General features: G+C 62.8%; 26 protein-coding genes, 1 pseudogene and 1 riboswitch. Of the genes and pseudogenes, 9 read left to right on the forward strand and 18 right to left on the reverse strand.

Annotation, left to right across the window (positions count from 1 at the left end):
- Positions 1–120 precede the first annotated feature (120 nt).
- Entirely contained in the window at positions 121–1533 is a 1413-nt protein-coding gene (gene tldD, locus MESCI2_RS0107025) for a metalloprotease TldD (RefSeq protein WP_027035947.1), read from the forward strand.
- A gap of 26 nt (positions 1534–1559) precedes the next feature.
- Here tldD and MESCI2_RS0107030 read toward each other — a convergent pair whose 3' ends face one another.
- A complete protein-coding gene (locus MESCI2_RS0107030) occupies positions 1560–1844 on the reverse strand; it encodes a hypothetical protein (RefSeq protein ID WP_027035948.1) in 285 nt (94 codons plus the stop codon).
- A gap of 147 nt (positions 1845–1991) precedes the next feature.
- Between MESCI2_RS0107030 and MESCI2_RS01000000134435 the strand changes: the two genes are divergently transcribed.
- Positions 1992–2264: a hypothetical protein gene (locus tag MESCI2_RS01000000134435; RefSeq protein WP_430981657.1), complete on the forward strand. Its 273-nt coding sequence runs from the start codon at positions 1992–1994 to the stop codon at positions 2262–2264.
- 189 nt (positions 2265–2453) lie between these two features.
- The gene (locus tag MESCI2_RS01000000134440) at positions 2454–3113 is read left to right on the forward strand and encodes a transglutaminase-like cysteine peptidase (protein WP_050596490.1); all 660 of its coding nucleotides are present in this window, start codon (positions 2454–2456) and stop codon (positions 3111–3113) included.
- A gap of 17 nt (positions 3114–3130) precedes the next feature.
- Here MESCI2_RS01000000134440 and MESCI2_RS0107045 read toward each other — a convergent pair whose 3' ends face one another.
- Both MESCI2_RS0107045 and MESCI2_RS0107050 read right to left on the reverse strand, forming a co-directional pair.
- The gene (locus MESCI2_RS0107045) at positions 3131–4372 is read right to left on the reverse strand and encodes a class I SAM-dependent RNA methyltransferase (RefSeq protein ID WP_027035949.1); all 1242 of its coding nucleotides are present in this window, start codon (positions 4370–4372) and stop codon (positions 3131–3133) included.
- A complete protein-coding gene (locus MESCI2_RS0107050; RefSeq protein ID WP_027035950.1) occupies positions 4369–5133 on the reverse strand; it encodes a TlyA family RNA methyltransferase in 765 nt (254 codons plus the stop codon). Before MESCI2_RS0107050 ends, MESCI2_RS0107045 begins: the two co-directional genes overlap by 4 nt.
- A gap of 326 nt (positions 5134–5459) precedes the next feature.
- On the opposite strand from MESCI2_RS0107050, the gene MESCI2_RS0107060 reads away from it, so the two are divergent.
- Both MESCI2_RS0107060 and MESCI2_RS01000000134445 read left to right on the forward strand, forming a co-directional pair.
- Positions 5460–6455 (forward strand): sterol desaturase family protein, encoded by a 996-nt coding sequence (locus MESCI2_RS0107060; RefSeq protein WP_032900474.1) that lies wholly within the window; start codon positions 5460–5462, stop codon positions 6453–6455.
- Positions 6452–7603 (forward strand): GNAT family N-acetyltransferase, encoded by a 1152-nt coding sequence (locus MESCI2_RS01000000134445; protein WP_032900475.1) that lies wholly within the window; start codon positions 6452–6454, stop codon positions 7601–7603. The genes MESCI2_RS0107060 and MESCI2_RS01000000134445 overlap by 4 nt, the downstream gene beginning before the upstream one ends.
- Positions 7604–7692: 89 nt before the next feature.
- Here MESCI2_RS01000000134445 and MESCI2_RS0107070 read toward each other — a convergent pair whose 3' ends face one another.
- The 6 genes from MESCI2_RS0107070 to MESCI2_RS0107095 all read right to left on the reverse strand — a co-directional run bounded on the left by MESCI2_RS0107070 (position 7693) and on the right by MESCI2_RS0107095 (position 12696).
- A complete protein-coding gene (locus MESCI2_RS0107070; protein ID WP_027035952.1) occupies positions 7693–7986 on the reverse strand; it encodes a hypothetical protein in 294 nt (97 codons plus the stop codon).
- A gap of 148 nt (positions 7987–8134) precedes the next feature.
- Positions 8135–10048 carry a 1-deoxy-D-xylulose-5-phosphate synthase gene (gene dxs / locus MESCI2_RS0107075; protein ID WP_027035953.1) on the reverse strand — a complete coding sequence of 638 codons (1914 nt, stop codon included), beginning with the start codon at positions 10046–10048 and terminating at the stop codon, positions 8135–8137.
- A 129-nt stretch (positions 10049–10177) separates the two neighbouring features.
- Entirely contained in the window at positions 10178–11098 is a 921-nt protein-coding gene (locus tag MESCI2_RS0107080; RefSeq protein ID WP_027035954.1) for a pirin family protein, read from the reverse strand.
- 39 nt (positions 11099–11137) lie between these two features.
- Positions 11138–11404: a DUF2277 domain-containing protein gene (locus MESCI2_RS0107085; RefSeq protein WP_027035955.1), complete on the reverse strand. Its 267-nt coding sequence runs from the start codon at positions 11402–11404 to the stop codon at positions 11138–11140.
- Between the two features lie 110 nt (positions 11405–11514).
- Positions 11515–11766: an exodeoxyribonuclease VII small subunit gene (locus MESCI2_RS0107090; RefSeq protein ID WP_027035956.1), complete on the reverse strand. Its 252-nt coding sequence runs from the start codon at positions 11764–11766 to the stop codon at positions 11515–11517.
- A 3-nt stretch (positions 11767–11769) separates the two neighbouring features.
- On the reverse strand, positions 11770–12696 hold the full coding sequence (locus MESCI2_RS0107095) for a histone deacetylase family protein (RefSeq protein ID WP_027035957.1): 927 nt from the start codon (positions 12694–12696) through the stop codon (positions 11770–11772).
- Between the two features lie 122 nt (positions 12697–12818).
- A riboswitch (cobalamin riboswitch) is annotated at positions 12819–12998 on the forward strand.
- A 111-nt stretch (positions 12999–13109) separates the two neighbouring features.
- Here MESCI2_RS0107095 and bluB point away from each other — a divergent pair.
- Positions 13110–13727 (forward strand): annotated as a pseudogene (gene bluB / locus MESCI2_RS1000000138770) (5,6-dimethylbenzimidazole synthase); the annotation flags it as partial.
- A gap of 122 nt (positions 13728–13849) precedes the next feature.
- Here bluB and MESCI2_RS0107105 read toward each other — a convergent pair.
- Both MESCI2_RS0107105 and MESCI2_RS0107110 read right to left on the reverse strand, forming a co-directional pair.
- On the reverse strand, positions 13850–14833 hold the full coding sequence (locus MESCI2_RS0107105; protein ID WP_027035959.1) for a hypothetical protein: 984 nt from the start codon (positions 14831–14833) through the stop codon (positions 13850–13852).
- A 293-nt stretch (positions 14834–15126) separates the two neighbouring features.
- Positions 15127–15735 carry a TetR/AcrR family transcriptional regulator gene (locus MESCI2_RS0107110; RefSeq protein WP_027035960.1) on the reverse strand — a complete coding sequence of 203 codons (609 nt, stop codon included), beginning with the start codon at positions 15733–15735 and terminating at the stop codon, positions 15127–15129.
- 121 nt (positions 15736–15856) lie between these two features.
- Between MESCI2_RS0107110 and MESCI2_RS0107115 the strand changes: the two genes are divergently transcribed.
- On the forward strand, positions 15857–17080 hold the full coding sequence (locus tag MESCI2_RS0107115) for an MFS transporter (protein ID WP_027035961.1): 1224 nt from the start codon (positions 15857–15859) through the stop codon (positions 17078–17080).
- 21 nt (positions 17081–17101) lie between these two features.
- Here MESCI2_RS0107115 and MESCI2_RS0107120 read toward each other — a convergent pair whose 3' ends face one another.
- The 3 genes from MESCI2_RS0107120 to aroC form a co-directional block, all read right to left on the reverse strand.
- A complete protein-coding gene (locus MESCI2_RS0107120) occupies positions 17102–17644 on the reverse strand; it encodes a GNAT family N-acetyltransferase (RefSeq protein ID WP_027035962.1) in 543 nt (180 codons plus the stop codon).
- Positions 17645–17677: 33 nt separating this feature from the next.
- Positions 17678–18778: a 3,4-dihydroxy-2-butanone-4-phosphate synthase gene (gene ribB, locus MESCI2_RS0107125; RefSeq protein WP_027035963.1), complete on the reverse strand. Its 1101-nt coding sequence runs from the start codon at positions 18776–18778 to the stop codon at positions 17678–17680.
- A gap of 117 nt (positions 18779–18895) precedes the next feature.
- The gene (gene aroC / locus MESCI2_RS0107130; protein WP_027035964.1) at positions 18896–20002 is read right to left on the reverse strand and encodes a chorismate synthase; all 1107 of its coding nucleotides are present in this window, start codon (positions 20000–20002) and stop codon (positions 18896–18898) included.
- 178 nt (positions 20003–20180) lie between these two features.
- On the opposite strand from aroC, the gene MESCI2_RS0107135 reads away from it, so the two are divergent.
- A complete protein-coding gene (locus MESCI2_RS0107135; RefSeq protein WP_027035965.1) occupies positions 20181–20441 on the forward strand; it encodes a DUF1344 domain-containing protein in 261 nt (86 codons plus the stop codon).
- A 167-nt stretch (positions 20442–20608) separates the two neighbouring features.
- Here the strand turns inward: MESCI2_RS0107135 and MESCI2_RS0107140 are convergent, their stop codons facing one another.
- From MESCI2_RS0107140 to MESCI2_RS0107155, 4 genes are all read right to left on the reverse strand, one after another.
- Positions 20609–21196 carry a histidine phosphatase family protein gene (locus MESCI2_RS0107140; RefSeq protein ID WP_027035966.1) on the reverse strand — a complete coding sequence of 196 codons (588 nt, stop codon included), beginning with the start codon at positions 21194–21196 and terminating at the stop codon, positions 20609–20611.
- A 46-nt stretch (positions 21197–21242) separates the two neighbouring features.
- Complete coding sequence (gene fabI, locus MESCI2_RS0107145) at positions 21243–22061, reverse strand: enoyl-ACP reductase FabI (RefSeq protein ID WP_023808634.1); 819 nt, start codon at positions 22059–22061, stop codon at positions 21243–21245.
- Between the two features lie 106 nt (positions 22062–22167).
- Entirely contained in the window at positions 22168–23097 is a 930-nt protein-coding gene (locus tag MESCI2_RS0107150) for a DnaJ C-terminal domain-containing protein (protein WP_027035967.1), read from the reverse strand.
- Positions 23098–23197: 100 nt separating this feature from the next.
- Complete coding sequence (locus tag MESCI2_RS0107155; protein WP_027035968.1) at positions 23198–23659, reverse strand: RT0821/Lpp0805 family surface protein; 462 nt, start codon at positions 23657–23659, stop codon at positions 23198–23200.
- Positions 23660–23735: 76 nt separating this feature from the next.
- Between MESCI2_RS0107155 and pdxH the strand changes: the two genes are divergently transcribed.
- Positions 23736–24353, forward strand: a complete 618-nt coding sequence (gene pdxH, locus MESCI2_RS0107160; protein WP_027035969.1) for a pyridoxamine 5'-phosphate oxidase — start codon at positions 23736–23738, stop codon at positions 24351–24353.
- The last annotated feature ends 2 nt before the right edge of the window (positions 24354–24355 follow it).

The raw sequence follows: 24355 nt of genomic DNA on the forward strand, positions 1-24355 counted from the left end.
GACGTCGGCGGGCTGCTGGCAAACCGCTTTTGTCTTCACAATGCAGCCGAGCGATTGTCTCGGCGCGCCTTCGCGCCTACATCGTGGCAAAGACCCATTCCTCCTGTGAACGGACGCGCCATGAACAGCCTGATCGGCCAATTCGACATTTCAGACGATCGCATCAAGCAGATCGTCGCCGAGACCATCAACGGCGCCGACGACGGCGAGCTGTTCCTCGAATACAGCGAGAGCGAAGCGCTGATGTTCGACAATGGCCGGCTGAAAACCGCCAACTTCAACACCGACCAAGGGTTTGGCCTGCGTGCGGTTGCCGGCGAAGCCAGCGGCTATGCGCATTCCAGCGACCTGTCCGAAGCTTCGCTGCTGCGCGCGGCCGACGCGGTGTCAACCGTCAAGGGCGGTTATTCCGGCACGCTTGCCGCGGCACCCGCACGCACCAACCGCCATCTCTATGGCGAAGAGAACCCGATCCCCTCGCCTTCCTTCGAGGCCAAGGCAAAGCTCTTGCAGGAAATCGACGCCTGGCTGCGCGCCGAGGATCCGCGCGTGCGGCAGGTTTCGGCATCGCTCGCCGCCTCCTGGCAGCATGTCGAGATCGTGCGCGCAGACGGCCAGGTGGTGCGCGACATCCGCCCGCTGGTCCGCATCAACGTCTCCGTCGTGGTCGGCAATGGCGACCGCCAGGAGAGCGGCTCCTACGGCATGGGTGGCCGCAAGGCGTTTGGCGAATTCCTGGTCGAGGACAGCTGGAAGCACGCCGCCAAGGAGGCGCTCAGGCAAGCCCTGGTCAATCTCGAGGCCATACCGGCGCCGGCCGGCACTTTCGACATCGTCTTGTCCAGCGGCTGGCCGGGCGTCATGCTGCACGAGGCCGTCGGCCATGGGCTGGAAGGCGATTTCAACCGCAAGAAGACCTCGGCCTTCGCCGGCCTGCTCGGCCAGCAGGTCGCCGCCAAGGGGGTCACCGTCGTCGACGACGGCACGATGCCCGAGCGGCGCGGCTCGCTGACAGTCGACGACGAAGGCACACCTTCGGCCCGCAATGTGCTGATCGAGGACGGCAAGCTGGTCGGCTACATGCAGGATCGCCAGAACGCCCGACTGATGGGCATGAAGGCGACCGGCAACGGCCGCCGCGAAGGCTACGCCCACCAGCCGATGCCGCGCATGACCAACACCTATATGACGGCGGGCGACATGGAGCCGGACGAAATCATCGCCTCGGTCAAGAACGGCATCTATGCCGTCTCCTTCGGCGGCGGCCAGGTCGACATCACATCGGGCAAATTCGTGTTCGGCTGCACCGAGGCCTACATGATCGAGAACGGCAAGGTGACGCAGCCGATCAAGGGCGCGATGCTGATCGGCAACGGTCCGGACGCCATGCACCGCGTCTCGATGATCGGCAACGACATGAAGCTCGACACCGGCATCGGCATGTGCGGCAAGGCCGGACAGGGCGTCCCGGTCGGTGTCGGCCAGCCGCATTTGAGAATGAACCAGATGACGGTGGGCGGCACGCGGGTTTAAGCGATCGGCCCCCTCTGGCTGGGCCGTTATGCCTTGCTGATAGACCGGCGCGAAGTCGTGTAGAGAACCAGGAAGCCGATGACGCCACCAATCGCATATTTGATCCAAGCACTCAGGTAGTCGACGGTCCCATCGTGGCCGGAGACATACAGCGCAGCTGCGACAAACGTCATGGCCGCGATGCCAAGTGCATAAGATGGCAATAGCCCGATTCGAGCGATCTTTCGCAAAATCCAGGCGACGAGCGCACCCGAGAGCGCCATCATGAGAGCTGCGCCCAAAATCTCGGCAACGAATCCTGATGAAATCATTTTCAGTCCCCCCTTATTCCACAGTGCAATGTGCCCGCTTTTAGCGACAAGCTCAACAGTGACGGCGCGGATCCTACAAGCCTCACAACCGTCGTCCTCAGAGCATGGGACGCCTCCGGCCAACGGGTCTTCGTCGCCGTTGCGGTAATGCTCGAGGTCGAATGGGTACTGCGCAGCGCTTACGGTTATGCGGCGCCCGACATCGTGCATGCGCTGCGGACATTTGGCGGGCTCCCAACAGTAGAGGTCGAGGACAGCGCGGTGGTGTCGTCCGCACTCGACCTCGCGAAGAAGGGAATGGATCTCGCAGATGCTCTGCATCTGAGGAAATCAGCTCATTGCGTTGGCTTTGCAACCTTTGATCGTAATTTCCTCAAGGCTGCAAAGACGGCGGGATATGACAGCGTGCAGGAAGCATGACAAAGGTCCGTCGCTGGCGCCCGAGTCAGACCGAATGCGCCGGCTGATGCTTGCGTTTTCCACCTTGAATCCTCGCCCCACCTTGAAGTGAACACAATCGGCATTAGGAAATTGTTAAGTGATTAACTTCCTGGGCTGCCGTTTCCGCACGAACGCAGTGCCGGCCCTCTGGTTGCGGTGGTGTTGGCAATGCGGCATTCCCCCGGCGTCCTGACCTCCTCGTTCCTGGTTGGCTTCGTTGCGTTGATTGGCGCGACATTGCTGCAAGCCAGTCCAGCGGCGGCACAGTCGACATTGTTCAAGTCCCGATCGACGCAATCCGCCGCAGTTGGTGGAAGCACCAGCGTCCCCTACGGTTGGGTGGATTTCTGCCATCGCCGGCCAAAGGAGTGCAAGGTGCCCGCTCTGCCGGCGGCGAATGTCAAGCTCACCGCGCAGAACCTGCGCATCCTCAAGCGAATAAATCAGAAGGCGAACAGCGCCATCAAACCCGTCAGCAATTTCGATCATTGGGGCACGATGGCGGACCACTGGGATTACCCCGTGGACGGCAAGGGCGACTGCAAAATCTACGCGCTCTACAAGCGCAAGCTTCTTCTGGCAGCGGGTTTCCCCCGGCAGGCGCTGCTGATGACCGTGGTGCGCGACCTGGACAATGAAGGTCACACCATTCTGACGGTGAAAACCGACAAGGGCGATCTTGTCCTGGACAATCTGGTCAATGAGATCAGGCCCTGGAACGCGACGGGCTATTACTTCGTGAAACGCCAGTCGCAGCAGAACCCAAACACCTGGGTGTCGATCAACCAACGCGGCGGCACGTCGAAACGACTGTCGCCAAGTTCGTAGGAGCCGAAGCCTCCCGGTTATCGCCTCTTCTTCGGCTTCTCCAGCAGCGCCACGGCCTCGACATGCGGCGACCACAGGAACTGGTCGATCGGCGTCACGCTTTTCAGGGTGTAGCCGCCGTCGATGAGGATGCGCAGGTCGCGCGCGAGCGTCACCGGATTGCAGGATACGGCGGCAACGTAGGGAACATCCGAGCGGGCGATCTGCTTCGACTGATCCTCGGCGCCCGCGCGCGGCGGGTCGAACACCACACCGTCGAACGCATTCAACTCCTTGAACGTCAGCGGCCGGCGGAACAGGTCGCGGCGTTCGCCCGTCACCCGCTTCAAGCCAGTGGCGAAACGCGATCCACGGTCGAGGGCCGAAAGGGCTGCCGCATCGCCCTCCACCGCATGGACTTCCGACTTCGCGGCCAGGCGAAGAGCAAAACTGCCGCAACCGGCGAAAAGATCCGCCACCTTCTTGGCACGCTTCAGATGTCCGCCAACAATATCGGCCATCGCCTGTTCGGCGGCCTCGGTTGCCTGCAGGAACGCGCCGGGCGGCACGGCGACAGCGACGCTGCCGAACATCACCACCGGCTTTTTCGGCTCGATGATGATTTCGTCATCGATGGACAGCCTGGCAAAGCCCTGCGCCATGACGAAATTGGCCGCGATACGGCGCTGGTTCTCCCCGAGCTTGCCGGATTCGTGAACCGCGACATCGAGGCCCGAACCGGTCACGGTAACCGCCAGCCGGAAGGATTTGGTGGTTGCGCAGACCAATTCGGCGAGCGCCTTCAAGCGATCGAGCGCGGCAACGATCTCCGGCAGCGAGATCGGGCACTCCGATATGCCGACGATCTCCGGCGACAGATGGCGATGGAAGCCGAGCAGCATGCCTGTGTCGGTGCGCCGGGCGGCAAGCACGACACGGCGGCGCGTCTGCGGCGCGCAGGCGACCAGTTCGCCGATCTCGCAATCGATGCCCTTGCCCTTCAGGATGTGCGCCACTTTTTCGCGTTTCCACTGGCGATAGGCTTCGGCTTCGAAATGCTGGAGCGCGCAACCGCCGCATTCCGAGAAATGGCGGCAGGCGGGATCGATGCGCAGCGGCGATGCTTCCAGCACCGCCATCAGCATGGCGCGATCCCGTTCGCGCGCGGCGGTGACCGTTTCACCGGGCAGTGTGAAGGGAATGAACAGATCGCCTGTCTCGGTCTCGGCGATACCGTCGCCCTGAGCGCCAAGTTTCCTGATGCTGAAACGCGCGCTCATCGGTCCTTGATCCCACCGAGCAGGAATTCGCGATTGCCGTCGCCGCCCTCGATCGGCGACAAATGCAGCCCCAGCGAACGCCAGCCGGGAACGGAGTCCAGCCAATCCTGCAGCAGGCCGGCGACGCGGGAGGCGTCGTAGGGGTCTTTCAACAGCCCACCCTTGCCGATCGCATCACGGCCCGCCTCGAATTGCGGCTTGACCAGAAACATGGCCTTGGCGCCAGCCTTCGCCAGACCAAGCGCCGGCGGCAGCGCCAGTTTCAGCGAGATGAAGCTGACGTCGGACACGATGAAATCCGGAATACGCCCGCTGAGATCGGCGGCGGCGAGGTCGCGGGCGTTCAGTCCTTCGATCACCGTCACACGCGGGTCGCCGCCGATATCAGGATGCATCTGGCCATGACCGACATCGACGGCGGTGACATGGGCCACGCCGCGCTCGAGCAGCACCTGGGTGAAGCCGCCGGTCGAGGCACCGATGTCGAGCGCTTCACAGCCGGCAGGGTCGAGGCCGAAATGATCGAGCCCGCCGATCAGCTTGAGTGCCGCGCGCGACACATAGCCTTGCGCCGGATCATCGATGGTAACGAGGCATTCCGGCAAAACGCTTTGACCAGGCTTGCGCGCAATGACGCCGTCGACGGTTACCGTGCCACGCTCGACCGCGTCGCGGGCACGCGAGCGGCTGGCAAACAGCCCGCGCTGGACGAGCAGGTCGTCGAGCCGCTGGCGTGCGCTGGCTGGCAGAAGGGAATTCATCGGCCTTCATGGCGAAAGCCGACGACGATGGCAAGAGCGCCGGCTGGAAGCATTTCGTCTCCCGTTGCCATCGTCACGCCGAGCATCTTGGACCGCGACGATGGTGAGGCGTTCCGTCCCGCCGACCATCCTTATGAATATCCATGCGTTACGCCCGTTGAGACGGATGACCGCCGAAGCATGACGTCTCGCCGCCTGCGGGTAAATACCAGAAGCCTAGAAAGCCTCATGATTTCTTAACCAATTTTCATCGCATTTGCTTGAGGACTTCAATGTTATGACCGCGACGACCGGAAAACCCGGATGAAGAGGCGGCAACCTTGGAAATGGCCAGCGATATCGTCTACAAGGTTCTTGACCGGATTTCCGGCGCCGGCCTGCTGGCGACCGGACTTCTGTTGCTGACTGCTTTGGTCAGCGCCCTGGTCGCCTACTGGCGCACGGTCGAGAAAAAGAGCTGGAAAGAGTTCTTCGAGTTCGCGGTCCCGCATGAGGTCATCACGCATCCTTCGGCGAAAGCCGACCTTTTGTTCTGGGTGACGCGGAAGGCGCTGATGCCATTCCTCATGCTGCCCGCCGGCGTCGTCTTCGTCAGCGCCGTCGGCTATGCGACGAACTGGTTGCTTTCCACGCTGCTGGCGATCCAGCCGCCCCTGATCGAAGGGCCGGCAGGGCCGGTGACGGTGACGATCTTCACCATCACCATGCTGCTTGCCTACGACATTTCGTACTATCTCTATCACGTCGCCCAGCACCGCTACCCGGTGCTGTGGGAACTGCACAAGGTGCACCATTCGGCCGAGGTGATGGTCGGCATCACCAAGGATCGCGTCCACCCGCTCGACGAATTGATGAACCGGGCCTGGGACGGCATCATTCCCGGCATCTGCTTCGGGATCTGGTCGCTGGTGTCGCTGAACCTCGTCGAACTGACGGTCTTCGGCGTCAACGTCTACATCATACGCAACATCCTGATGATGGATTTCGTCAGGCACACGCATTTCAAGATCTCGTTTGGACCATTGAACAATCTGATCCTGTGTCCGCACTGGCATCAATTGCACCACAGCACCGACCCTCGCCACTACGACAAGAACTTCGGGCTGCTCTTCTCGTTCTGGGATCGGCTCTTCGGAACGCTATGCGTTCCGAGACCCGACGAGGACTTCAAGTTCGGTTTGATCGAACGCAACGTGCGCGACTACCAGTCGCTCGCAGGCCTCTATGTCATGCCGCTGAAGCGGATGTGGCGGCAGATCGCCAGACACTTCCGCACCGACAAGCCCGAGCCACAGCAATCGCCGCAAAGGGGGAAGCCATGAACGGACCCGCCGTGTTCCGGATGCCGCGAACGCACCGGATCGAAATTGCGACCTCGTCAGCGCGACTGGCAGAAATCGCGCCCGCCTGGGCAGCGCTCTGGCAACGCGCCGGCGGCCTGGTTTTCCAGCACCCCGACTGGATCTCGGCCTGGTGGCACACCACACCGCATCAGGACCGTCGCGGTCTCAGGATCGGCCTGGTCTGGAGCGGCGAGCGTCTCGAGGCCGTCATTGCGCTCGCGACCTTCTGGCGCTCGGGCATCCGTATGCTGGAGTGGGCGGCGAAGGATCACTGCGACTATGGCGATGTCCTGGTTGCTCCCGATGCCGAGCCACAGATCCTGCCGCAACTCTGGCAACATATCCTCGATGATGGCGGCTTCGATCTTGCCTACCTCAATCGTCTGTTGCCCGATGCCCGATTCCGGACCCTGCTCGGTCCCGCCGCCCCAGGCCAGGGCAATATCTTGCAGCCAAGCCACCGCAGCGAGGTCAGCTATCGAGTTTCCGGCGCCGGGCAACGCGGCGCACAATGGTTTGAAAGCCAGTCGAAGAAAACCCGGCAAAACTATCGCCGTGGCTACAAATTCATGGAGGAAGGCGGCGCGCTGCGTTTCCGCCTGATGGATGCGCACGAAGCCCTCGAGCCGGTGCTGGAGCGCGTCGCCGCGCTGAAGCGGTTGTGGCTTGCAAAACACGGCCGCGTTTCGGACCTCTTCGACGAAGGTTCCCCCGCGCTGGCGGCACTCATATCCGTTCTGGCCAAGCTTGGATTGCTGCGCATCTTCGTGCTCGAACGCGAAGACGAGATCATCGCCATATCGATCAATTTCGAGCAGCATGGAACGATGATGGCTTTCGTCACCACCTATGATCCGGCCTTCGAACGGGCCTCGCCGGGCATGGTCTTGATGATGGATTACATCCAGTGGTCGTTTGACCGGGGCTTGACCACGATCGATTTTCTCTGCGGCGGGGAGGATTTCAAGCGCCGCTTTGCGACGCATTCGGTGACCTTGTCGTCAGTGGTGGGTGGACGAAACCTGCGCGGACGCCTTGCCGCCTTGGCGGACCGCGCCCGCCACGCGGCGCAATCCTGGCGCCCCGAGAAGCCGGCGCAACAAGCGGAACTGGTGGCGGCGGAGTAGCATTGCCGACGCTTTTTAGATCGCCCGCAAAGCGGCAAGCGCGACGAAAACGATCGGGCAGTCCCGATCAAGGCTTGCTGGTCTTCAGCTTAGAATACGGTTCGCGAAACCGGGCGCTCGACGGCTGGAGACAAGCCATCCTCGCGGCCGCCCGAAGCTTGCTCGCGTGCTGGCTCGATGGCAACCGCAGGCGCGGGAACAGGGGCCGGCAGAACCACCAATTGCGGCACCTGCTTGAAGGAAAAGCCGCCGCGGATGTCGCCCATCTTGCCGGCGACGATGCCCATGGCCGCCTTTTCGAGGCTGCGATCATAGCGCGTTTCGGCTGTGGCCGGCGCGACGATGACGGCGCAAAGCGCTGCACCGCACAGAAGCGTTTTCATTGTTGTTGTCTCCCTGCCTGATCACGATCTAGCAGGGCGCCATTGAAAAACGGCCAACAGACACAGTAAGCAAAGCGCCAAACAGCAGCGTAAACAATGCGTTAAGATCGTTGGCCGGCAAACTGATTCAAGCCGTTGAGACTTTGATTCAGGCGCGTTGGGCGCGGACTGTGTGCCCGAGCGCGACGAATACGGTGCGCACGATGCCGGCTGCGTCCAGCCCGGCATCGGCATACATCTTTTCCGGCTTGGCGTGGTCGGTGAACGCGTCGGGCAGCACCAGGGGGCGCACCTTCAGGCCGCTTTCCAGCAGGCCTTCATGGGCGAGGAACTGCAGCACGTGGCTGGCGAAGCCGCCGACGGCGCCCTCCTCCACCGTCACCAGAACCTCATGCGAGCGGGCCAGCCGCCGGATCAGATCCTCGTCGAGCGGCTTGGCGAAACGGGCGTCGGCGACCGTCGTGGACAGCCCGGCAGCCCCCAGCTCCTCGGCGGCGATCAGGCAATCCTGCAGCCGTGTGCCGAAGGAAAGCAATGCTACCTTGGTGCCCTCCCTGACGATGCGGCCCTTGCCGATTTCGAGCACAGAGCCACGCTCCGGCATGTCGACGCCAACGCCATTGCCGCGCGGATAGCGGAAGGCGATCGGGCCCTCATCATAGCTTGCCGCGGTGCGTACCATGTGGCGCAGCTCCGCCTCGTCGGCAGCCGCCATCACCACGAAACCCGGCAATGTCGCCAGGAAGGTGGTGTCGAAGGCGCCGCAATGGGTGGCGCCATCGGCACCGACGAAGCCGGCGCGGTCGATGGGAAAGCGCACCGGCAATTTCTGGATGGCGACGTCGTGGACGACCTGGTCGTAGGCGCGCTGCAGGAAGGTGGAATAGATGGCTGCGAACGGCTTGTAGCCTTCGGTGGCAAGGCCCGCCGCGAAGGTCACCGCGTGCTGTTCGGCGATGCCGACATCGAAGGTGCGCGACGGGAACGCTTCGCCGAACAGGTCGAGACCGGTGCCGCTCGGCATGGCTGCGGTGACGGCGACGATACGGTCGTCCTCGCGGCCCTCCTGGACCAGGCTTTCGGCGAACACCTTGGTGTAGGCCGGTGCGTTAGCCGGCGCCTTGGCCTGCGCGCCGGTGATGACGTCGAACTTGTTGACGCCGTGATACTTGTCGGCGGCGGCCTCCGCCGGCGCGTAGCCCTTGCCCTTCTGGGTGACGACATGGATGAGCACCGGGCCTTCGCCATTGTCGCGGACATTTCTGAGGACCGGGATCAGGTGCTCCAGATTGTGGCCGTCGATCGGGCCGATGTGATAGAAACCCAGTTCCTCGAACAGCGTGCCGCCGGTGACGTAGCCGCGTGCATGCTCGACCGCCCTTGTGATCGCGCGATCCGCGCGCTTGCCGAGATAGGACGTCAGTTTCTTGCCAAAATCGCGCAGGCCGACATAGGCCTTGCCCGAAGCCAGACGCGCCAGATAGGCGCTCATGGCGCCGGTCGGCGGCGCGATCGACATGTCGTTGTCGTTGAGAATGACGATCAGCCGTGCATCGAGCGCGCCGGCATTGTTCATCGCCTCATAGGCCATGCCGGCAGACATGGCGCCGTCGCCGATGACGGCAATGACATTGTTGCGGCCGCCGGAGAGATCGCGGGCGGCGGCCATGCCGAGGCCGGCCGATATCGATGTCGAGGAGTGGGCGGCGCCGAAGGGATCGTACTCGCTCTCGGCGCGGCGGGTGAAGCCGGACAGGCCACCTTCCTGGCGCAGCGTGCGGATACGGTCGCGGCGGCCGGTCAGGATCTTGTGCGGATAGGCCTGGTGGCCGACATCCCAGATCAGCCTGTCATCGGGGGTGTTGAAGACATAGTGCAGCGCCACTGTCAGCTCGACCACGCCAAGCCCGGCGCCCAGATGACCACCCGTGCGGGACACGGCGTCGACCAGTTCGGCGCGAAGCTCGGACGCCAATTGCGGCAGTTCGCTTTCGGAAAGCGTGCGCAGGTCGGCCGGGATGCGGACCTTGTCGAGAAGCGGCGTATGCGGCGTTGCGTTCACGGTGCTCGGGCTTTCGGTTGATGGGCGAATAGGCCGCCGGCCGGCGAAAGTAAATGTGTGTCAGTGACGCGGATCAGGCCCTAGTCTTTTGTCTATGCATTTCGTTCTGCCACTTTTGGGCGACAGGCATCAGCTTTCAGGCAGTGGAATAAACTCTTCCTCGTCTCCGGGAACGATGTCGAAGCGGCCCGTCTTCCATTCCTCTTTCGCCTGTTCGATGCGCTCCTTGGATGAGGAGACGAAATTCCACCAGATGTAACGCTTCGAACCAAGAGAGGCGCCGCCGAACAGCATGAAATGCGCCCCGGTCTGCGACGACACGACGATCTCGTCACCGGGACGGAACACCAGCAGCCGTTCGGCTGGGAACACATCACCCGAAATCGACACCTCGCCCTCCAGCGTGTAAATGGCGCGCTCTTCCGCATCGGCAGGGATTTTCACGCTGGCGCCGGGCGCCAGGCGCAGGTCGGCGTAGAGCGTCTCCGAGTCGGCTCTGACCGGAGACCGCAACCCCTGGAAATCGCCGATGATGAGGCGCCCGTAGACGCCTTCGGCATCGATCTCGGGAAGCCTGAGCGCTCCTGTGTTCTCGAAAACCGGTGCCACCTCTTCCTTGTCGTCCGGCAGCGCCAGCCATGTCTGCAGGCCGGATACCGACATCGGCGCGCCACGCAGTTCCTCCGGCGTACGCTCCGAATGGACGATGCCGCGGCCGGCGGTCATCAAATTCACGTCGCCGGGCTGGATGACCATTTCGGTGCCGAGTGAATCGCGATGCCGGATCTTGCCGTCGAACAAATAGGTGACCGTCGACAGTCCGATATGCGGATGGGGACGGACATCCAGTGCCTGACCGGCGCGCAGGATCGCCGGACCCATGCGGTCGAAGAAGATGAAAGGCCCGACCAGCCGCCTTTTTGCCGTCGGCAGGGCGCGGCGCACCTGAAAACCACCGATGTCCTTGGCGTTCGGAATGACCATCAGCTCGATCTGGTCGCTGGCAAAGGCGTCGCCTGCCTCAGGGTCTTTCCCGGGGAAGAAGCTCATGGACTCTCCTTGTCGGCCGTCGAAGGCCGCCTGACCGCGTCAGGCAAAGCGAATGGCTGCCTTTGCCCGCAGCTTGGCCGCCACCTCTTCGCGATTACGCGGATGCTGGTGGGTTTCCAGGGAATCGAGCAGTTCGCGCGCCGACGCCGCGATGGCTTCGACGGCATGGTCGAAGGCGTGCTGGTTCTGCTTCGAGGGCCGCGTCGTTCCGCTCAGCTTGCGGACGAACTGAAGGGCCGCGTCGCGAACCTCGTCATTGGTTGCCGGCGGATCAAAATTGAACAGGGTCTTGATGTTTCTGCACATCGCTTCCGTATCTCCTCTTGTCCTTGAGCTGTTTCAATCGGGACGAGTTATATCCTCGATCATGATCATGTCCAAAAACCGGTGAGGCGAGCCTATGTTCGGACCGGGCCTCAATCCGCGTCGAGCGGCTCCGTTCCAACCGGCTTGCCGTCGCGCGACAGCCTGATCTTCTCGACCTTGTCCTCGGCGGCCTTCAGCAGCCGGTCGCAATGGGCCTTCAGCGCCTCGCCACGTTCATAGATCCTGATCGACTGGTCGAGCGGCACGTCGCCACGCTCCAGATCATCGACGATCTTCTCCAGCGCATCGAGTGCCTGCTCAAAGCTCATCGCCTTGATGTCTTCGTTGGTCTCACCAGCCATCATTCATCCTTTCATCAGTCGCCCGACATGGGCGGCGACCGAAAATGCCAATCCCTGCAGATCGTAGCCGCCCTCGAGCAGGCTGACGAGCCGGTTGCCGCTGTGGCGTGCCGCGCGCTGCATCAACTGGCCGGTCGCCCAATCGAAATCATCCTCGGTCAGATTGATCTCGGCCAGCGGATCGCGGTGGTGCGCGTCGAACCCCGCCGAAATGATGATCAGGTCGGGCGCGAAATTGTCGAGCGCGGGCAGGACGCGCGACAGGAAGGCATCGCGAAACACCTCGCTGCCGGTCTGCGGCGCCAGCGGTGCGTTGACGATGTTGCCGGCGCCCGTTTCGGTCTTCGCTCCGGTGCCGGGATAAAGCGGCATCTGGTGTGTCGAGCAGTAGAGCACCGACGGATCGTCCCAGAAAATATCCTGCGTACCATTACCGTGATGCACGTCCCAGTCGACGATGGCGACGCGCTCGACACCGTGTTTCTTCTGCGCATAACGCGCCGCGATCGCCGCCGTGTTGAACAGGCAGAAGCCCATGGCCGTGGTCTTTTCGGCATGATGGCCGGGTGGCCGGGCGGCGACGAAGACGTTGTCGGCGCGGCCCGAAAAGACGTCGTCGACGGCGGCGTTGGCGGCGCCGATCGCGGTGACCGCCGCTTGCCAGCTCTTCGGACTGGCAGTCGTGTCGGCATCGATGCGGGCAATTCCCTCGTCGGGGATGGCGGCGCGCACGCGGGCGACGAAATCGGCGGGATGCGCGTAGAGGATGGTGGCCTCGTCGCCTTCCGGCGCCTGGATACGATCGAGCCCGGCAAAGGCTTCCTCATCGAGCACGCGCTCGATGGCACGCAAGCGGTCGGGCCGCTCCGGGTGGCCGGGCGGTGTGAGGTGTTCGAGAAAGATCGGATGCGTGTAGAGACGGGTGGTCATCGTCCTAATCTAGTGACCCGGATCGACAAAGGCCATGCACGGGCGGCCGATGACTGGGGAAAATCGCGACTGCGTCCATTCGCGTCGCCGCAGGCATTGGCCTCGCCAGCGCTTCGGCGTAAGGTCCCTGGGTACTGCCTGGTGCCCGCCGCAAGCGGGAGAATCGGGAACACGGTTGAATTCCGTGGCGTGCCCAACGCTGTGAGGGGGACCGCGCCGGTAAATGCCACTGTCGATGACGGGAAGGCACCGGACGCGGGTTGATCCCAAGCCAGAAGACCGGCCTGGCAGGCATCGTCATCCGCATGGTCAAGCGGGTGGCATCAGAGCGACGTGCGTCCATTTGGACGCACAAAGTACGCCCTGACAGTTTTGAATCTGCAATCGCAAGGGGACAAGCGATGCCGGAACACATGACCGCCGCCATTGACGGTGGATTTGACCAGAATGCGCGCGATGCGGTCTATCGCGCCATGTTCACGCGGCGCGACGTGCGCGGCCATTTCCTGCCCACCGCGATCGATGACGACGTGCTGGCACGGCTGCTGCTTGCCGCCCATCACGCGCCATCGGTCGGCTTCATGCAGCCATGGAATTTCATTGTCATTCGTGACATCGAGCGACGCGAAAGGGTGCGCGACCTGTTCCTGGCCGCGCGCGAACAGGAACTGCCGGCGATCGAGGCGGAAAAACAGGCGCTCTACCGCAAGCTCAAGCTGGAAGGCATCTGCGAAAGCGCGCTCAACATCTGCATCACCTGCGACCGGCAGCGCTCGAAGGGTTCGCCGCTGGGACGCTGGCACAATCCGGAGATGGATCTCTACAGCACCGTCTGCGCGGTGCAGAATTTCTGGCTGGCCGCGCGTGCCGAGGGCGTCGGTGTAGGCTGGGTCAGCATCATCGAAGCGCAGGCGCTAAGGCGGCTGTTGGCCATTCCGGATCACGTAACGCCGATCGCCTATCTCTGCGTCGGCCGTGTTTCCGAGTTCGCTCCCAAACCGGACCTTGAAACGCATGGCTGGGGACGGCGGCTGCCGCTGCCGGAGCTGATCATGAGCGAGACTTTTTCCGGGCAAGGCGAGACACAGCTCAAATCCGCCGTGGCGCGCCTCAACACCGTTTCAGCTGCGCCGGAGACTACCCGCCCAGCCGATCAGGGTGTGGCGCCGGCCGTATCCCAACGCGAACCGCCGAAGGAGGCGAGCGCCTTGTCCTTGAGCTCCCTGAACTTCGACGACGCCTCGGCCAGCCGGGCGTCCCAGGCCGGATCCGGCACCTGGCCCGCGATGGTCTTGAAATAGACCTGCATCAGGCAGGCGATGGCGAAGGGTTCGATGAACGCCGCCTTGAATGCCCAGGCGAAGACGATGGCGAGCACAAAAGCCCAGCCGGCGAGCTGGCCAGGCATCAGGAACAGAATCGCGCCGGCAGGCGCCAGCATCATCAGAAAGATGATGAACGACACGCCCCACATGATGACCGCCAGCCAGACGGCGTTCTTGACCATGACCTTGCCGTTCTGGGCATAGAGCACGACGCCTTGGCGCGCCGTCTCGAAGGGCGAGGCTGAATTGATGCGGATGTTGTAGCCGAGGATGATCTCGTCGACATAGGTCAGCGACAGGCGGATCACCGTGTTGATGAAGGAGACCAGGCCGCTCAGGCCCGGTATCGGCAGGAAGGCGGCGATGCCGCCGAGCAGGCCGGTGATGGCGCGGATGGCACCCTTGACGAGTTGGTCGACGACGAAAAGGATGTTGGCCTCGGCAAAACGCTGGGTGACGACTTCCCTGGCGTAGGCGATCTGGTCCTGGCCGCCGGGAATGTCGCGGCCGTCGATCAGATGAACCATGACGGCGATGTGGCCGGCCTTGACGACATAAAGGATGTATTCGCGGATCCAGTAGACCGCGATCGAGACGATGCCAAACCCGACCACGCCGCCCCACAGGGCAAAGGACATGGGCCCGTCGGGATCGGTGGAGATATGGCCGACGCCATAGCCGACCGAGGCTCCGGTGCCGGTCGCCATGATGTAGGCCAGCGTGATGCCGAAATAGACGATCATGCGAAAGACGATGAACGGCCAGGTCCGTAGCATGATGGACACCGACCGGCCGATCTCGAAATCCCACATATGCCCCGAATCTCCGCCTCAGAGATGGTAGAAGAGGATGGACTCAACCCGGCGATTGTCAATTGCCGGCCCCTGGCGCCGAAGGGCGACGAATTCGGGCTGACGGTTTTCTTTCGTAGCCTTTCGCCGGCGCGTTGGCTGACGGAGCATCAAACGAAAAACCCGCCTGTGCGGCGGGTCACTGGCGCAAATCAGCACCATAGGCAAAAATGTACCATAGCTGAGGCCACCGAGTCAAGAAAAAAAAATTCCTATCGGGAACAGTTGCCGGCACGAAAGCTCCGGTGGGAACTTCAATTCGACTGCGGATCCGGCTTCTTGAGCAGGCCTTCGAGCAGTTGCTTGAACGCCGTCACCACCTTCTTCGACGTCGCTTCGGGGTCGCTCGAATTGGCGATCCGTTGCGCTGCCTGGCTGCTCGCTCCGTTGATCAGTCGCGAGGCCGTCTCGGGGTCGAGGCTGGAGACAACGACCCCCTCCTCCTGCAGCGCGGTCAGATGGTCGGTCATTGAAGCGATGCACGCACTGCAATTCGGCCATTGCGCCGGATCGCCCAGCACGGCCGGGCCATCCCGGAACATGATGCGCTGGATTTCCGGCTCCAGCGCCATCTCGATATAGGTCGAGCACTCGTCGACGAAATGTTGCCAGCGGGTCGGCGCTCTCGACGCGACCTCATTGATGCGCGCCGCCATCTCGCCGTCGATCTGGGCTATGACCGCCTGCAACAGCCCCTTCTTGTCGCCGAAATGATGATAGAGCGCGCCGCGCGTCAGCCCGGCCGAAGCGGTGAAATCATCCATCGAGGCTTCCGCATAGCCTGTTGTGCCAAAGGCGTGGCGGGCCGCCGCGATCAGCTTGGCGCGCGTCTCGGCGATCATCTCCTTGCGGGGTTTGTGCATGTGTCCTGGACCTATTCACATACGCTTCGTATGCCAATTGACATACGCGGCGTATGCTCTATCTAATAATCATACGCTCCGTATGTAATTGTCCAATCGTCCTTTGTCGAGGAACCAACCGATGCAAAATCCCTATGCGGAAATCTTTCGTGCCCCCGGCGCCAAGGGCTTTGCGACCGCCGGCTTCCTAGCGCGCCTGCCGATCGCCATGGCGCCCATCGGCATCGTGGCGATGCTGTCGCAGGCGCGTGGCGAATACTGGCTGGCCGGAGCCGTCTCGGCGACATACGCGCTGGCCAACGCCTTTGTCGCGCCGCAAATATCGAGACTGGTGGACCGCCTGGGCCAGACACGAATCGTCGTGCCCACCACCATCATCGCGGTGCTGGCTTTCGCCGTCCTCATAGCGGCGGCTAACCAGGACTGGCCGGTGTGGACGCTGTTCGTGTCGGCACTGCTGGCCGCCGCCATGCCAAGCATACCGGCGATGGTGCGGGCGCGCTGGACGGAGATTTTCCGGGGGCGGCCGCAGATGAACACCGCATTCGCCTTCGAGTCCGTGGCCGATGAACTGGTCTATATCGCCGGGGCATCGCTATCGGTCGGCCTGAGTGCCGCCTTATTCCCGGAAGCTGGCGTTCTGGTGAGCACATTATTTCTCGCATTCGGATCAGCGGCCTTCATCCTGCAACGCTCGACGGAGCCGCAAGTGCGGCCGGTGGACCATGGCTCAAGCGGCTCGGCGATCCGCCTGCGGCCGGTTCAGATCATCACGCTTGCCCTGATCTTCGTCGGCGCAACCTTCGCGACGACGGAAGTGACCACCGTGGCGATCACCAAGGAGCTTGGCCAGCCGGGCGCCGCCAGCCTTGTCATCGGCGTTTATGCTCTGGGATCGTTCGTGCTCGGCATCATCGTCGGCGCGCTCAGCCTGAAGGCGCCGCTGCAACGCCAGCTGGCCATCGCAGTCGCCCTCGTAGCGCTCGGCACGCTGTTGCCGCTCACCGCCGACACCGTGCCACTGCTGGCGCTGACCGTGTTCATCAGCGGTGTGGCGATCTCGCCGACCTTCATCACCGCCTTCGGCCTGATCGAGCGGCACGTGCCGGAAGCGATGCTGACCGAAGGCATCACCTGGGTCATGACCGGCATCGGCATCGGCATGGCGCTGGGCTCGTTCGCGGCCGGCGCGATGGTCGATGCGTTCGGCGCCCAGAGCGGGTTCTGGGTCTCGGTGGCTTCAGGCACGATCGCGCTGGCCACGGTGCTGCTTGGCCAACGCACCCTTGCCACGACTGAGTGCGAGATGGACGGATGCGAAGCAGCCGCGATTGCCGCGGAATAGTTCCGGCGGGGTCGCGCCGCTCTAGGCGGCCGGGCCTGAAACATTGGCACTTCTTGGGTGCGCCAATGCCAAAAGTATCGTTGGCGCCCCGTGCAGCATCACCTCTTTTTCGAAGGCGAAGCCACATTTCTCCAGCACCCGTCGCGAGGCCGGATTGGCGGGGCGGACGAGGCCGACAACCCGATCGGCACGCAAGGGGCCGAACGCGGTGCGCAGTGCTTCCATCACCAATTCCGTGGCATAGCCATGTCCCCAGCTCGCCGGATGAAGATGATAGGACAGGTTCAGACCGTCGAAATCCGCCGATACCGTGACGCCGCCGAAGCCGATCAACTTTCCATCCGCCTCGACCGCCCAGCGGCCAAAGCCGTGCTTGTCCCAATGACCGATGTCGCGCGTCAGCCGTGCGGCGCTCTGCTGGGCTGTATCCGGGACAGGGTCGGGGCGATGCGCAACAAGCTCCCGGCGCGAAAAGAGGTCGATCAGGAAATCCAGATCAGCCTCTGTCGGCCGGCGCAGCAACAGCCGCTCGCTGCGCTGGCTGGAAGGCAGAGACGCATTCATCCGTCTTCTTCGGCAACCGGGTCGGCGGGAGGCTCAGAGGATCTCGGTCTTGGCGATATGGATGCCAAAACCTTCGAGGCCGACATAGTGGCGTTCGCGCGAGGCGATCAGGTTGATCGAGGAGATGCCGAGATCCTTGAGGATCTGCGCGCCGAGCCCGATCTCGCGCCACTCGTTTTCGCGGCGGCGAGCCTCTTCGTGATCCTCGCGGTCGCCGCTTGCCGGTCGTTTGCGCTCCTGATGCGCAACGCCGACGGAGCCTTCTCTGAGATAGACGATGACGCCGCGCCTGCGCTCGCCCATCGATTTCATGATGGCGTCGAGCCGGTGGCTGGTGCCGAAGACATCGGTCACCACATCCTCGGAATGCAGACGCACCGGGACCTCCTCGCCGTCACGAATGTCGCCGAAGACGATGGCGACGTGATGCATGGAGTCCCAGGGCAGCGTGTAGGTGAAGACCTGTGCCTTGCCGCCGAGCGTGTCGATTTCCGAGCACGCGACGCGTTCGACCAGCGTTTCCTTGCGCTGCCGGTAGGCGATGAGATCGGCGACCGAAACCTGCTTCAGCCCATGCTCCTCGGCGAAAGCCTGCACCTGCGGGCCGCGCTTGACGGTGCCGTCATCATTGACCAGCTCGGAAATGACGCCGACCGGCGGCAGGCCGGCGAGCTTGCACAGGTCGACCGCTGCTTCGGTATGGCCGGAGCGCATAAGCACGCCGCCTTCGCGCGCGATCAGCGGGAAGATGTGGCCGGGGCGGACGAAATCCGAGCCGCCGACATTTCCGTTGGCAAGATTGCGAACGGTCAAAGTGCGATCTTCGGCCGAGATGCCCGTCGTGGTGCCATGCTTGAAATCGACGCTGACGGTGAAAGCGGTGGTGTGGGCGGAATCGTTGTCGGCGACCATGGGCGCAAGGTTCAGCCGCTTGGCTTCCTCGCGCGGCATCGGCGTGCAGACGATGCCGGAGGTGTGGCGCACGATAAACGCCATCTTTTCAGGCGTGCAGTGGACGGCGGCAACGATCAGGTCGCCCTCGTTCTCGCGCCCGTCATCATCCATGACGACGACGATCTCGCCGCGTTCGAAAGCACGCAGGGCTTCGACGATTTTCTTCTGGTCGTAAGGCATGGGTACTCGCTTCGTTCGCAGGGCAGTAGGGGAATAGGGCAGTACGGCAGTAGGGAAAAGGAAAAATTTGGCTGTTTCGGCGAGCTACTTAACATACTGCCCTACTGCCTTACTGCCCTATTCCCCTCCCTTTCCCGTCTGTCCCCGATGCCGCAGATAATGATCGGCGATAGCACAGGCAACCATTGCTTCGCCGATCGGCACGGCGCGGATGCCGACGCATGGATCGTGGCGGCCCTTGGTCATGATCTCGACGTCCCTGCCGTCCTTGTCGATCGACCTTCGCGGCGTCAGGATCGACGAGGTCGGCTTGACGGCGAAACGGGCGACGATCGCCTGGCCGGTCGAGATGCCGCCGAGGATGCCGCCGGCATTGTTGGACAGGAACACCGGCTTGCCGTCATTGCCGATGCGCATCTCGTCGGCATTCTGCTCGCCGGTGATGCGGGCGGCCTCGAAGCCGTTGCCGATCTCGACGCCCTTGACCGCGTTGATCGACATCAGGCCGGAGGCGATGTCCTGATCGAGCTTGGCATAGATCGGCGCGCCGAGGCCTGGTGGAACGCCGTCGGCGACGATTTCGATCACCGCCCCGACCGAGGAGCCCGCCTTGCGGATGCCGTCGAGATACTGGGTGAAGACGGGTACGGAGGCCGGATCTGGGGTGAAGAACGGATTTTCCGCGTCGCCGATGAAATTCCAGTTCCAGTTGGCGCGATCGATGGATTTTTCGCCCATCGACACCAGCGCGCCGCGCACCACCACGCCCGGAACTACCTTGCGCGCCAAGGCACCGGCCGCCACCCTGGCTGCCGTCTCGCGGGCCGAGGAGCGGCCGCCGCCACGATAATCGCGCACCCCGTATTTCACGTCATAGGTGTAGTCGGCATGGCCTGGTCGGTATTGGCGGGCGATCTCGCCATAATCCTTTGAACGTTGGTCGACATTCTCGATCAGCATCGACACCGGCGTGCCGGTGGTGATCATCGTCTCGCCATCCTCGTCGAAGATGAAGCCGGACAGGATCTTGACCTCGTCTGGTTCGCGACGCTGCGTCACGAAACGTGATTGCCCCGGCCGGCGCTTGTCGAGTTCGGCCTGGATGTCTGCTCGAGTGAAGCGGATGCCGGGCGGACAGCCGTCGACCACGCAACCGAGCGACGGGCCATGGCTTTCGCCCCAGGTGGTGACGCGGAAAAGGTGGCCGAACGTGTTGTGAGACATGAAATGACCCTGCCCGGCATCGGAGCCGGCTGAAGATTGCGTTCTATTGGCGTTTTTCACAGGGGTCAAACTGTGATCTGGCGGATTTAGTTTTGACACATTCGGTTGGTTTCTGCTCTGCTCCATCCGCCGTTGAACGCCCGCCGTCATGCCGGCGCAATGATAAAGAGGAACGATTATGCGTACCCTGATTGGCGCCATTGCCGCCACGTTGCTGCTTTCCACCGCCGCTTTCGCCGGCCAGACCGAAGGCCTGATCAAGAAGATCGACAAGGACACGGCGACGCTGACGCTGGATGACGGCAAGTCCTACAAGCTGAACGCCGAGACCGATCTCGACGCGCTGAAGCCGGGCATGGACATCGTCATTGCCTACGATGTGACCAATGGCGAAAACATCGTCACCGACATGGAACTGCCGGACAGCTCTGCCAACTAGAGCTTCCAACCTCAATTGAATGCAGTGTTTGCGGTTCAGCTTTCGCCGAGCCGCCTGCCAAATGGCCTAAAGCGTGTCGCGTCTGAACGGATTCAGGCGGCCCGCTTTAGGTCTTTGTTTTATGCATGCCGTTCTCCCAAACTGGGGCCACTTTTGGGCGACATGCATTAAAGCCACTCCAGACTCTTGCCTTCGAGCTTGAGCAGGCGATCCTGCGGTATTTCCAGGTTCGCTGCCTCGTCCTCGGCCAGCCCCAGAACGAAGCGAAACAAGGTGCGCATGACGCCGCCATGGGTCACGCATATCGTCTGGCGTTCGATTGCGTCGAAGCATGGCCTCACCCGTTCGAGCAGCATCTGATAGCTCTCGGCGCCCTCGCCGGGCGGCTGAAAGTTCCACTTGTCCAGAGCACGCGTCGTGCTCGCTCCGGGATACCGTGTCTCGAGCTCGGGAAAGGTAAATCCCTGCCAATCGCCGAAATTGACTTCGACGAGGCGCGGATCGGTTCGATAGGCACCCGGATCGAGCTTCATCGCGGCGCGAATACGCTGCATCGTTTCGCGCGTCCGTTTCATCGGGCTGGCGACGAAATCGAATTCCCAGGGATCTGGGACCAACGCGGCTAGCCGAAGCCCGTTGCCGGTCGCCTGTTCGCGGCCAAGAGCGTTGAGATCGGTGTCAGCCTGCCCCTGAAGCCGGAATTCGGCGTTCCACGCGGTCTGGCCGTGGCGCGCGATATAAACCAGCGGGTACATCAAGTCTTCCGGTGCGGGATCGGGACGGACGACGGTTGGCGGGGTGTTAGTCCTTGACCGTCGAAATATCAGGCGCGTCGACGGCCTTCATGCCGACGACGTGGTAGCCCGAATCGACGTGGTGCACTTCACCGGTGACGCCGCGCGACAGGTCGGACAGGAAATAGACGCCGGAATCGCCGACTTCCTCCTGTGTCACCGTCTGCTTCAGCGGCGAATTGTACTCGTTCCACTTCAGGATGTAGCGGAAATCGCCGATGCCGGAAGCGGCAAGCGTCTTGATCGGGCCGGCCGAAATGGCGTTGACGCGGATCTTCTTGGCGCCGAGGTCGACCGCCAGGTAGCGCACGCTGGCCTCGAGCGCCGCCTTGGCGACACCCATGACATTGTAGTGCGGCATGACCTTTTCGGCGCCATAGTAGGTCAGCGTCAGCAACGAGCCGCCATTGGTCATCAGCGCCTCGGCGCGCTTGGCGATGGTGGTGAAGGAATAGACCGAAATGTCCATGGTGCGCAGGAAATTGTCGCGCGTCGTCTCGACATAGCGGCCAGTCAGCTCGTCCTTGTCGGAGAAGGCAATGGCGTGGACGAGGAAATCAAGCTTGCCCCAATGTTTGGCGACATTGGCGAAAACCTCGTCCAGGCTCGCCGGATCGGTGACGTCGCAATGGCCGGCGACAAAGGCGCCCAGTTCCGCCGCCAACGGCTCGACGCGCTTCTTGAACGCCTCGCCCTGATAGGTCAGCGCGATCTCGGCGCCATGGTCGACGCACGACTTGGCGATGCCATAGGCGATCGACCTATTGTTGGCGACGCCAAGAATGAGGCCGCGCTTGCCGGCCATTAGGCCCTGTCCACCCGCCATGTGAGCGCTCTCCGCAAGATTTCAGCTTTGTGGGTTGCCCTATCGCACAGGCACAGAGCCCCTTCAAGCGTCCAAACCGGACAGTTCGGGGGACAAAAGCCGCCGATCAGCCTTTTTGGCTGCGCAACAGCGCTTCGAGCGCGCTATCACCGCCTTCCGGCAGCATGATCCGCACATGGGCATAGAGATCGCCGTGGCCGCCGGCCTTTTCCGGCAGGCCCCTGCCCTTCAGCCGCAGGACCTTGTCGGAGCTCGACCAGGCCGGAACGTTGACCGCGAGCCTGCCGGTCGGCGTCTCCACCGGCACCTTGGCGCCGAGCACCGCGTCCGCCAGTGCCACCGGCAGATCGGCGTGCAGGTCGCGGCCCTCGATGCGGTAGCGTGGATGTCGGCGCAGATGGATCTTGACCAGCGCGTCGCCTGGCTGGCCCGGCCCCTGCTCGCCTTGGCCCTTGAGGCGGATGGTGAGGCCATCCTCGACATAGGCCGGCAGCTTGACCGCCACCTTGCGGCCGTCGGGGAACATCGCCGTGACCTTTTCGGCGGTCGCCGCTTCCTCGATGGTGACGTCGAGCGTCACGTTCAGATCGGCTGCTGTCGCCTGCTGGCGGCGATCGCCCGTGCCGGGCCCGCGCGCGCCCGAAAAAGTGTCGCCAAAAATCTGGCTGAAGATGTCGCTGTTGCCGTCGAACGGATCACCACCCGGTCGGCCGGAGCGGAATTCGAACCGCGAACCGCCCGGACCCTGCTGCCGGCGGAACCCGCCAAAGGGATCGCCGCCACCGGCAGCGCCTTCAAAGCCCTGGAATCGCGGCTTGCCGTCGGCGTCGATCTCGCCGCGATCGAAAGCGGCGCGGTTCTTTTCGTCGCCGACGATCTCGTAGGCCTGGTTGGCCGCGGCAAAACGGTCCTTCGCCTTTGGATCATTCGGATTCTGGTCCGGATGATGCTTCTTGGCGAGTTTCCGGTACGCCGACTTTATGTCCTTGGCCGGTGCGTTCCTGGCAACGCCCAGCACCTCATAGGGGTCGCGCATGCTTACCGCCCTGGAGAAGAGTTGAGTCTCTGGTTGCCTCCTATATGCGCTCGCATAGGAAGAAATTCCAGTCCTGGAGCATCATATCGGACGCCGAAAATCAGAGTGCCTTGAAGTCCTGCATGCGCCAGCCGCCGGCGCTGGCCAGGCACAGTTCGCCTTCGAACATGGCAACGCCGTCAAAGCTTTCGCGCGAGGCCTTGAAGCGGCGGCAGGTCTGGCCGTTGTCCTTCAATTCCGCCAGGTCGGTGATGGAACCGCGCGAGCCGGTGCCGGCATTGGCCCACGGCACGGCCTGCCCGCCGAGCTGCTCGATATCGGCCGAGGATACCGCATTGCCGATCGTCGTCTGGTCGGAGTCGCGATCCAGATTGGCCGGCGCGGCCGAGGCCGACGTGCTGCTGGTCAGGATCGAGCGGTCGACTTCGGCTTTTTCCAGGCTGAAGCCGCCGGCGCCACACGCGGCAAGCGGCAAGGCGACCGCCACGATCGCGGCTTTCGCGCTGGCCGAAGCGATAACGCTCCATTGCCTGCTGTCAAAAGCTTGCGCGATACGCGACAATCGGCAGCCTCCCCTTGCTTCGTAAAGAATCTTGGTTTTGTAAGAATCTTCGCTTCGTGACAATTTGAGAAAAACTATGAGTGACACTGAGTTAACAAGCGGTGACTTTACCGAGGCGGCCGAGCCGTTTCGCCTCTTTGCCGCATGGCTGGACGACGCAACGAAAAGCGAGCCGAACGACCCCAACGGCGTGGCTCTGGCGACCGTCGATGCCGACGGCATGCCGGATGTGCGTATGGTGTTGCTCAAGGGATTCGATGAAAGCGGGTTTGTCTTCTACACGAATTTCGAGAGCGCCAAGGGCCAGGAGATTCTTGGCAGCATGAAGGCGGCGATGTGCTTCCATTGGAAATCGCTGCGCCGGCAAGTGCGCATTCGCGGACCGGTGGAGATCGTCAGCGACGCCGAAGCCGACGCCTACTATGCGACACGGCCACGCGGCAGCCGCATCGGCGCCTGGGCCTCGAAACAATCGCGGCCGCTGGAAAGCCGCTTTGCGCTGGAGAAGGCAGTGGCCGAATACACGGCACGCTACCCGATCGGCGAGATACCGCGGCCAAAGCACTGGTCCGGCTTCCGAATCGTGCCCAGCACCATCGAGTTCTGGCATGACAGGCCGTTCCGCCTGCACGACCGGCTCGTCTTCAGCCGCGACGCGAAAGGCGCCTGGGACAAGACGAGGCTTTATCCCTGAAG

The organism is Mesorhizobium ciceri WSM4083 (assembly GCF_000519305.1).
Taxonomy (GTDB): domain Bacteria; phylum Pseudomonadota; class Alphaproteobacteria; order Rhizobiales; family Rhizobiaceae; genus Mesorhizobium; species Mesorhizobium ciceri_B.

Bases quoted from the DNA above. Each gene is read 5' to 3' on its own strand.
- MESCI2_RS0107150 (WP_027035967.1), bottom strand. From the start codon at position 23,097: ATGCGCGACCCCTATGAGGTGCTGGGCGTTGCCAGGAACGCACCGGCC.
- pdxH (WP_027035969.1), top strand. From the start codon at position 23,736: ATGAGTGACACTGAGTTAACAAGCGGTGACTTTACCGAGGCGGCCGAG.
- MESCI2_RS0107110 (WP_027035960.1), bottom strand. From the start codon at position 15,735: ATGCACAAACCCCGCAAGGAGATGATCGCCGAGACGCGCGCCAAGCTG.
- MESCI2_RS0107045 (WP_027035949.1), bottom strand. From the start codon at position 4,372: ATGAGCGCGCGTTTCAGCATCAGGAAACTTGGCGCTCAGGGCGACGGT.
- MESCI2_RS01000000134435 (WP_430981657.1), top strand. From the start codon at position 1,992: ATGCTCGAGGTCGAATGGGTACTGCGCAGCGCTTACGGTTATGCGGCG.
- MESCI2_RS0107070 (WP_027035952.1), bottom strand. From the start codon at position 7,986: ATGAAAACGCTTCTGTGCGGTGCAGCGCTTTGCGCCGTCATCGTCGCG.
- MESCI2_RS01000000134445 (WP_032900475.1), top strand. From the start codon at position 6,452: ATGAACGGACCCGCCGTGTTCCGGATGCCGCGAACGCACCGGATCGAA.
- ribB (WP_027035963.1), bottom strand. From the start codon at position 18,778: ATGCCTTACGACCAGAAGAAAATCGTCGAAGCCCTGCGTGCTTTCGAA.
- aroC (WP_027035964.1), bottom strand. From the start codon at position 20,002: ATGTCTCACAACACGTTCGGCCACCTTTTCCGCGTCACCACCTGGGGC.
- MESCI2_RS01000000134440 (WP_050596490.1), top strand. From the start codon at position 2,454: ATGCGGCATTCCCCCGGCGTCCTGACCTCCTCGTTCCTGGTTGGCTTC.
- MESCI2_RS0107095 (WP_027035957.1), bottom strand. From the start codon at position 12,696: ATGACCACCCGTCTCTACACGCATCCGATCTTTCTCGAACACCTCACA.
- MESCI2_RS0107140 (WP_027035966.1), bottom strand. From the start codon at position 21,196: ATGTACCCGCTGGTTTATATCGCGCGCCACGGCCAGACCGCGTGGAAC.
- MESCI2_RS0107085 (WP_027035955.1), bottom strand. From the start codon at position 11,404: ATGTGCAGAAACATCAAGACCCTGTTCAATTTTGATCCGCCGGCAACC.
- MESCI2_RS0107090 (WP_027035956.1), bottom strand. From the start codon at position 11,766: ATGGCTGGTGAGACCAACGAAGACATCAAGGCGATGAGCTTTGAGCAG.
- MESCI2_RS0107120 (WP_027035962.1), bottom strand. From the start codon at position 17,644: ATGAATGCGTCTCTGCCTTCCAGCCAGCGCAGCGAGCGGCTGTTGCTG.
- MESCI2_RS0107135 (WP_027035965.1), top strand. From the start codon at position 20,181: ATGCGTACCCTGATTGGCGCCATTGCCGCCACGTTGCTGCTTTCCACC.
- MESCI2_RS0107050 (WP_027035950.1), bottom strand. From the start codon at position 5,133: ATGAATTCCCTTCTGCCAGCCAGCGCACGCCAGCGGCTCGACGACCTG.
- MESCI2_RS0107115 (WP_027035961.1), top strand. From the start codon at position 15,857: ATGCAAAATCCCTATGCGGAAATCTTTCGTGCCCCCGGCGCCAAGGGC.
- MESCI2_RS0107030 (WP_027035948.1), bottom strand. From the start codon at position 1,844: ATGATTTCATCAGGATTCGTTGCCGAGATTTTGGGCGCAGCTCTCATG.
- MESCI2_RS0107060 (WP_032900474.1), top strand. From the start codon at position 5,460: ATGGCCAGCGATATCGTCTACAAGGTTCTTGACCGGATTTCCGGCGCC.
- fabI (WP_023808634.1), bottom strand. From the start codon at position 22,061: ATGGCGGGTGGACAGGGCCTAATGGCCGGCAAGCGCGGCCTCATTCTT.
- tldD (WP_027035947.1), top strand. From the start codon at position 121: ATGAACAGCCTGATCGGCCAATTCGACATTTCAGACGATCGCATCAAG.
- MESCI2_RS0107080 (WP_027035954.1), bottom strand. From the start codon at position 11,098: ATGAGCTTCTTCCCCGGGAAAGACCCTGAGGCAGGCGACGCCTTTGCC.
- MESCI2_RS0107105 (WP_027035959.1), bottom strand. From the start codon at position 14,833: ATGTGGGATTTCGAGATCGGCCGGTCGGTGTCCATCATGCTACGGACC.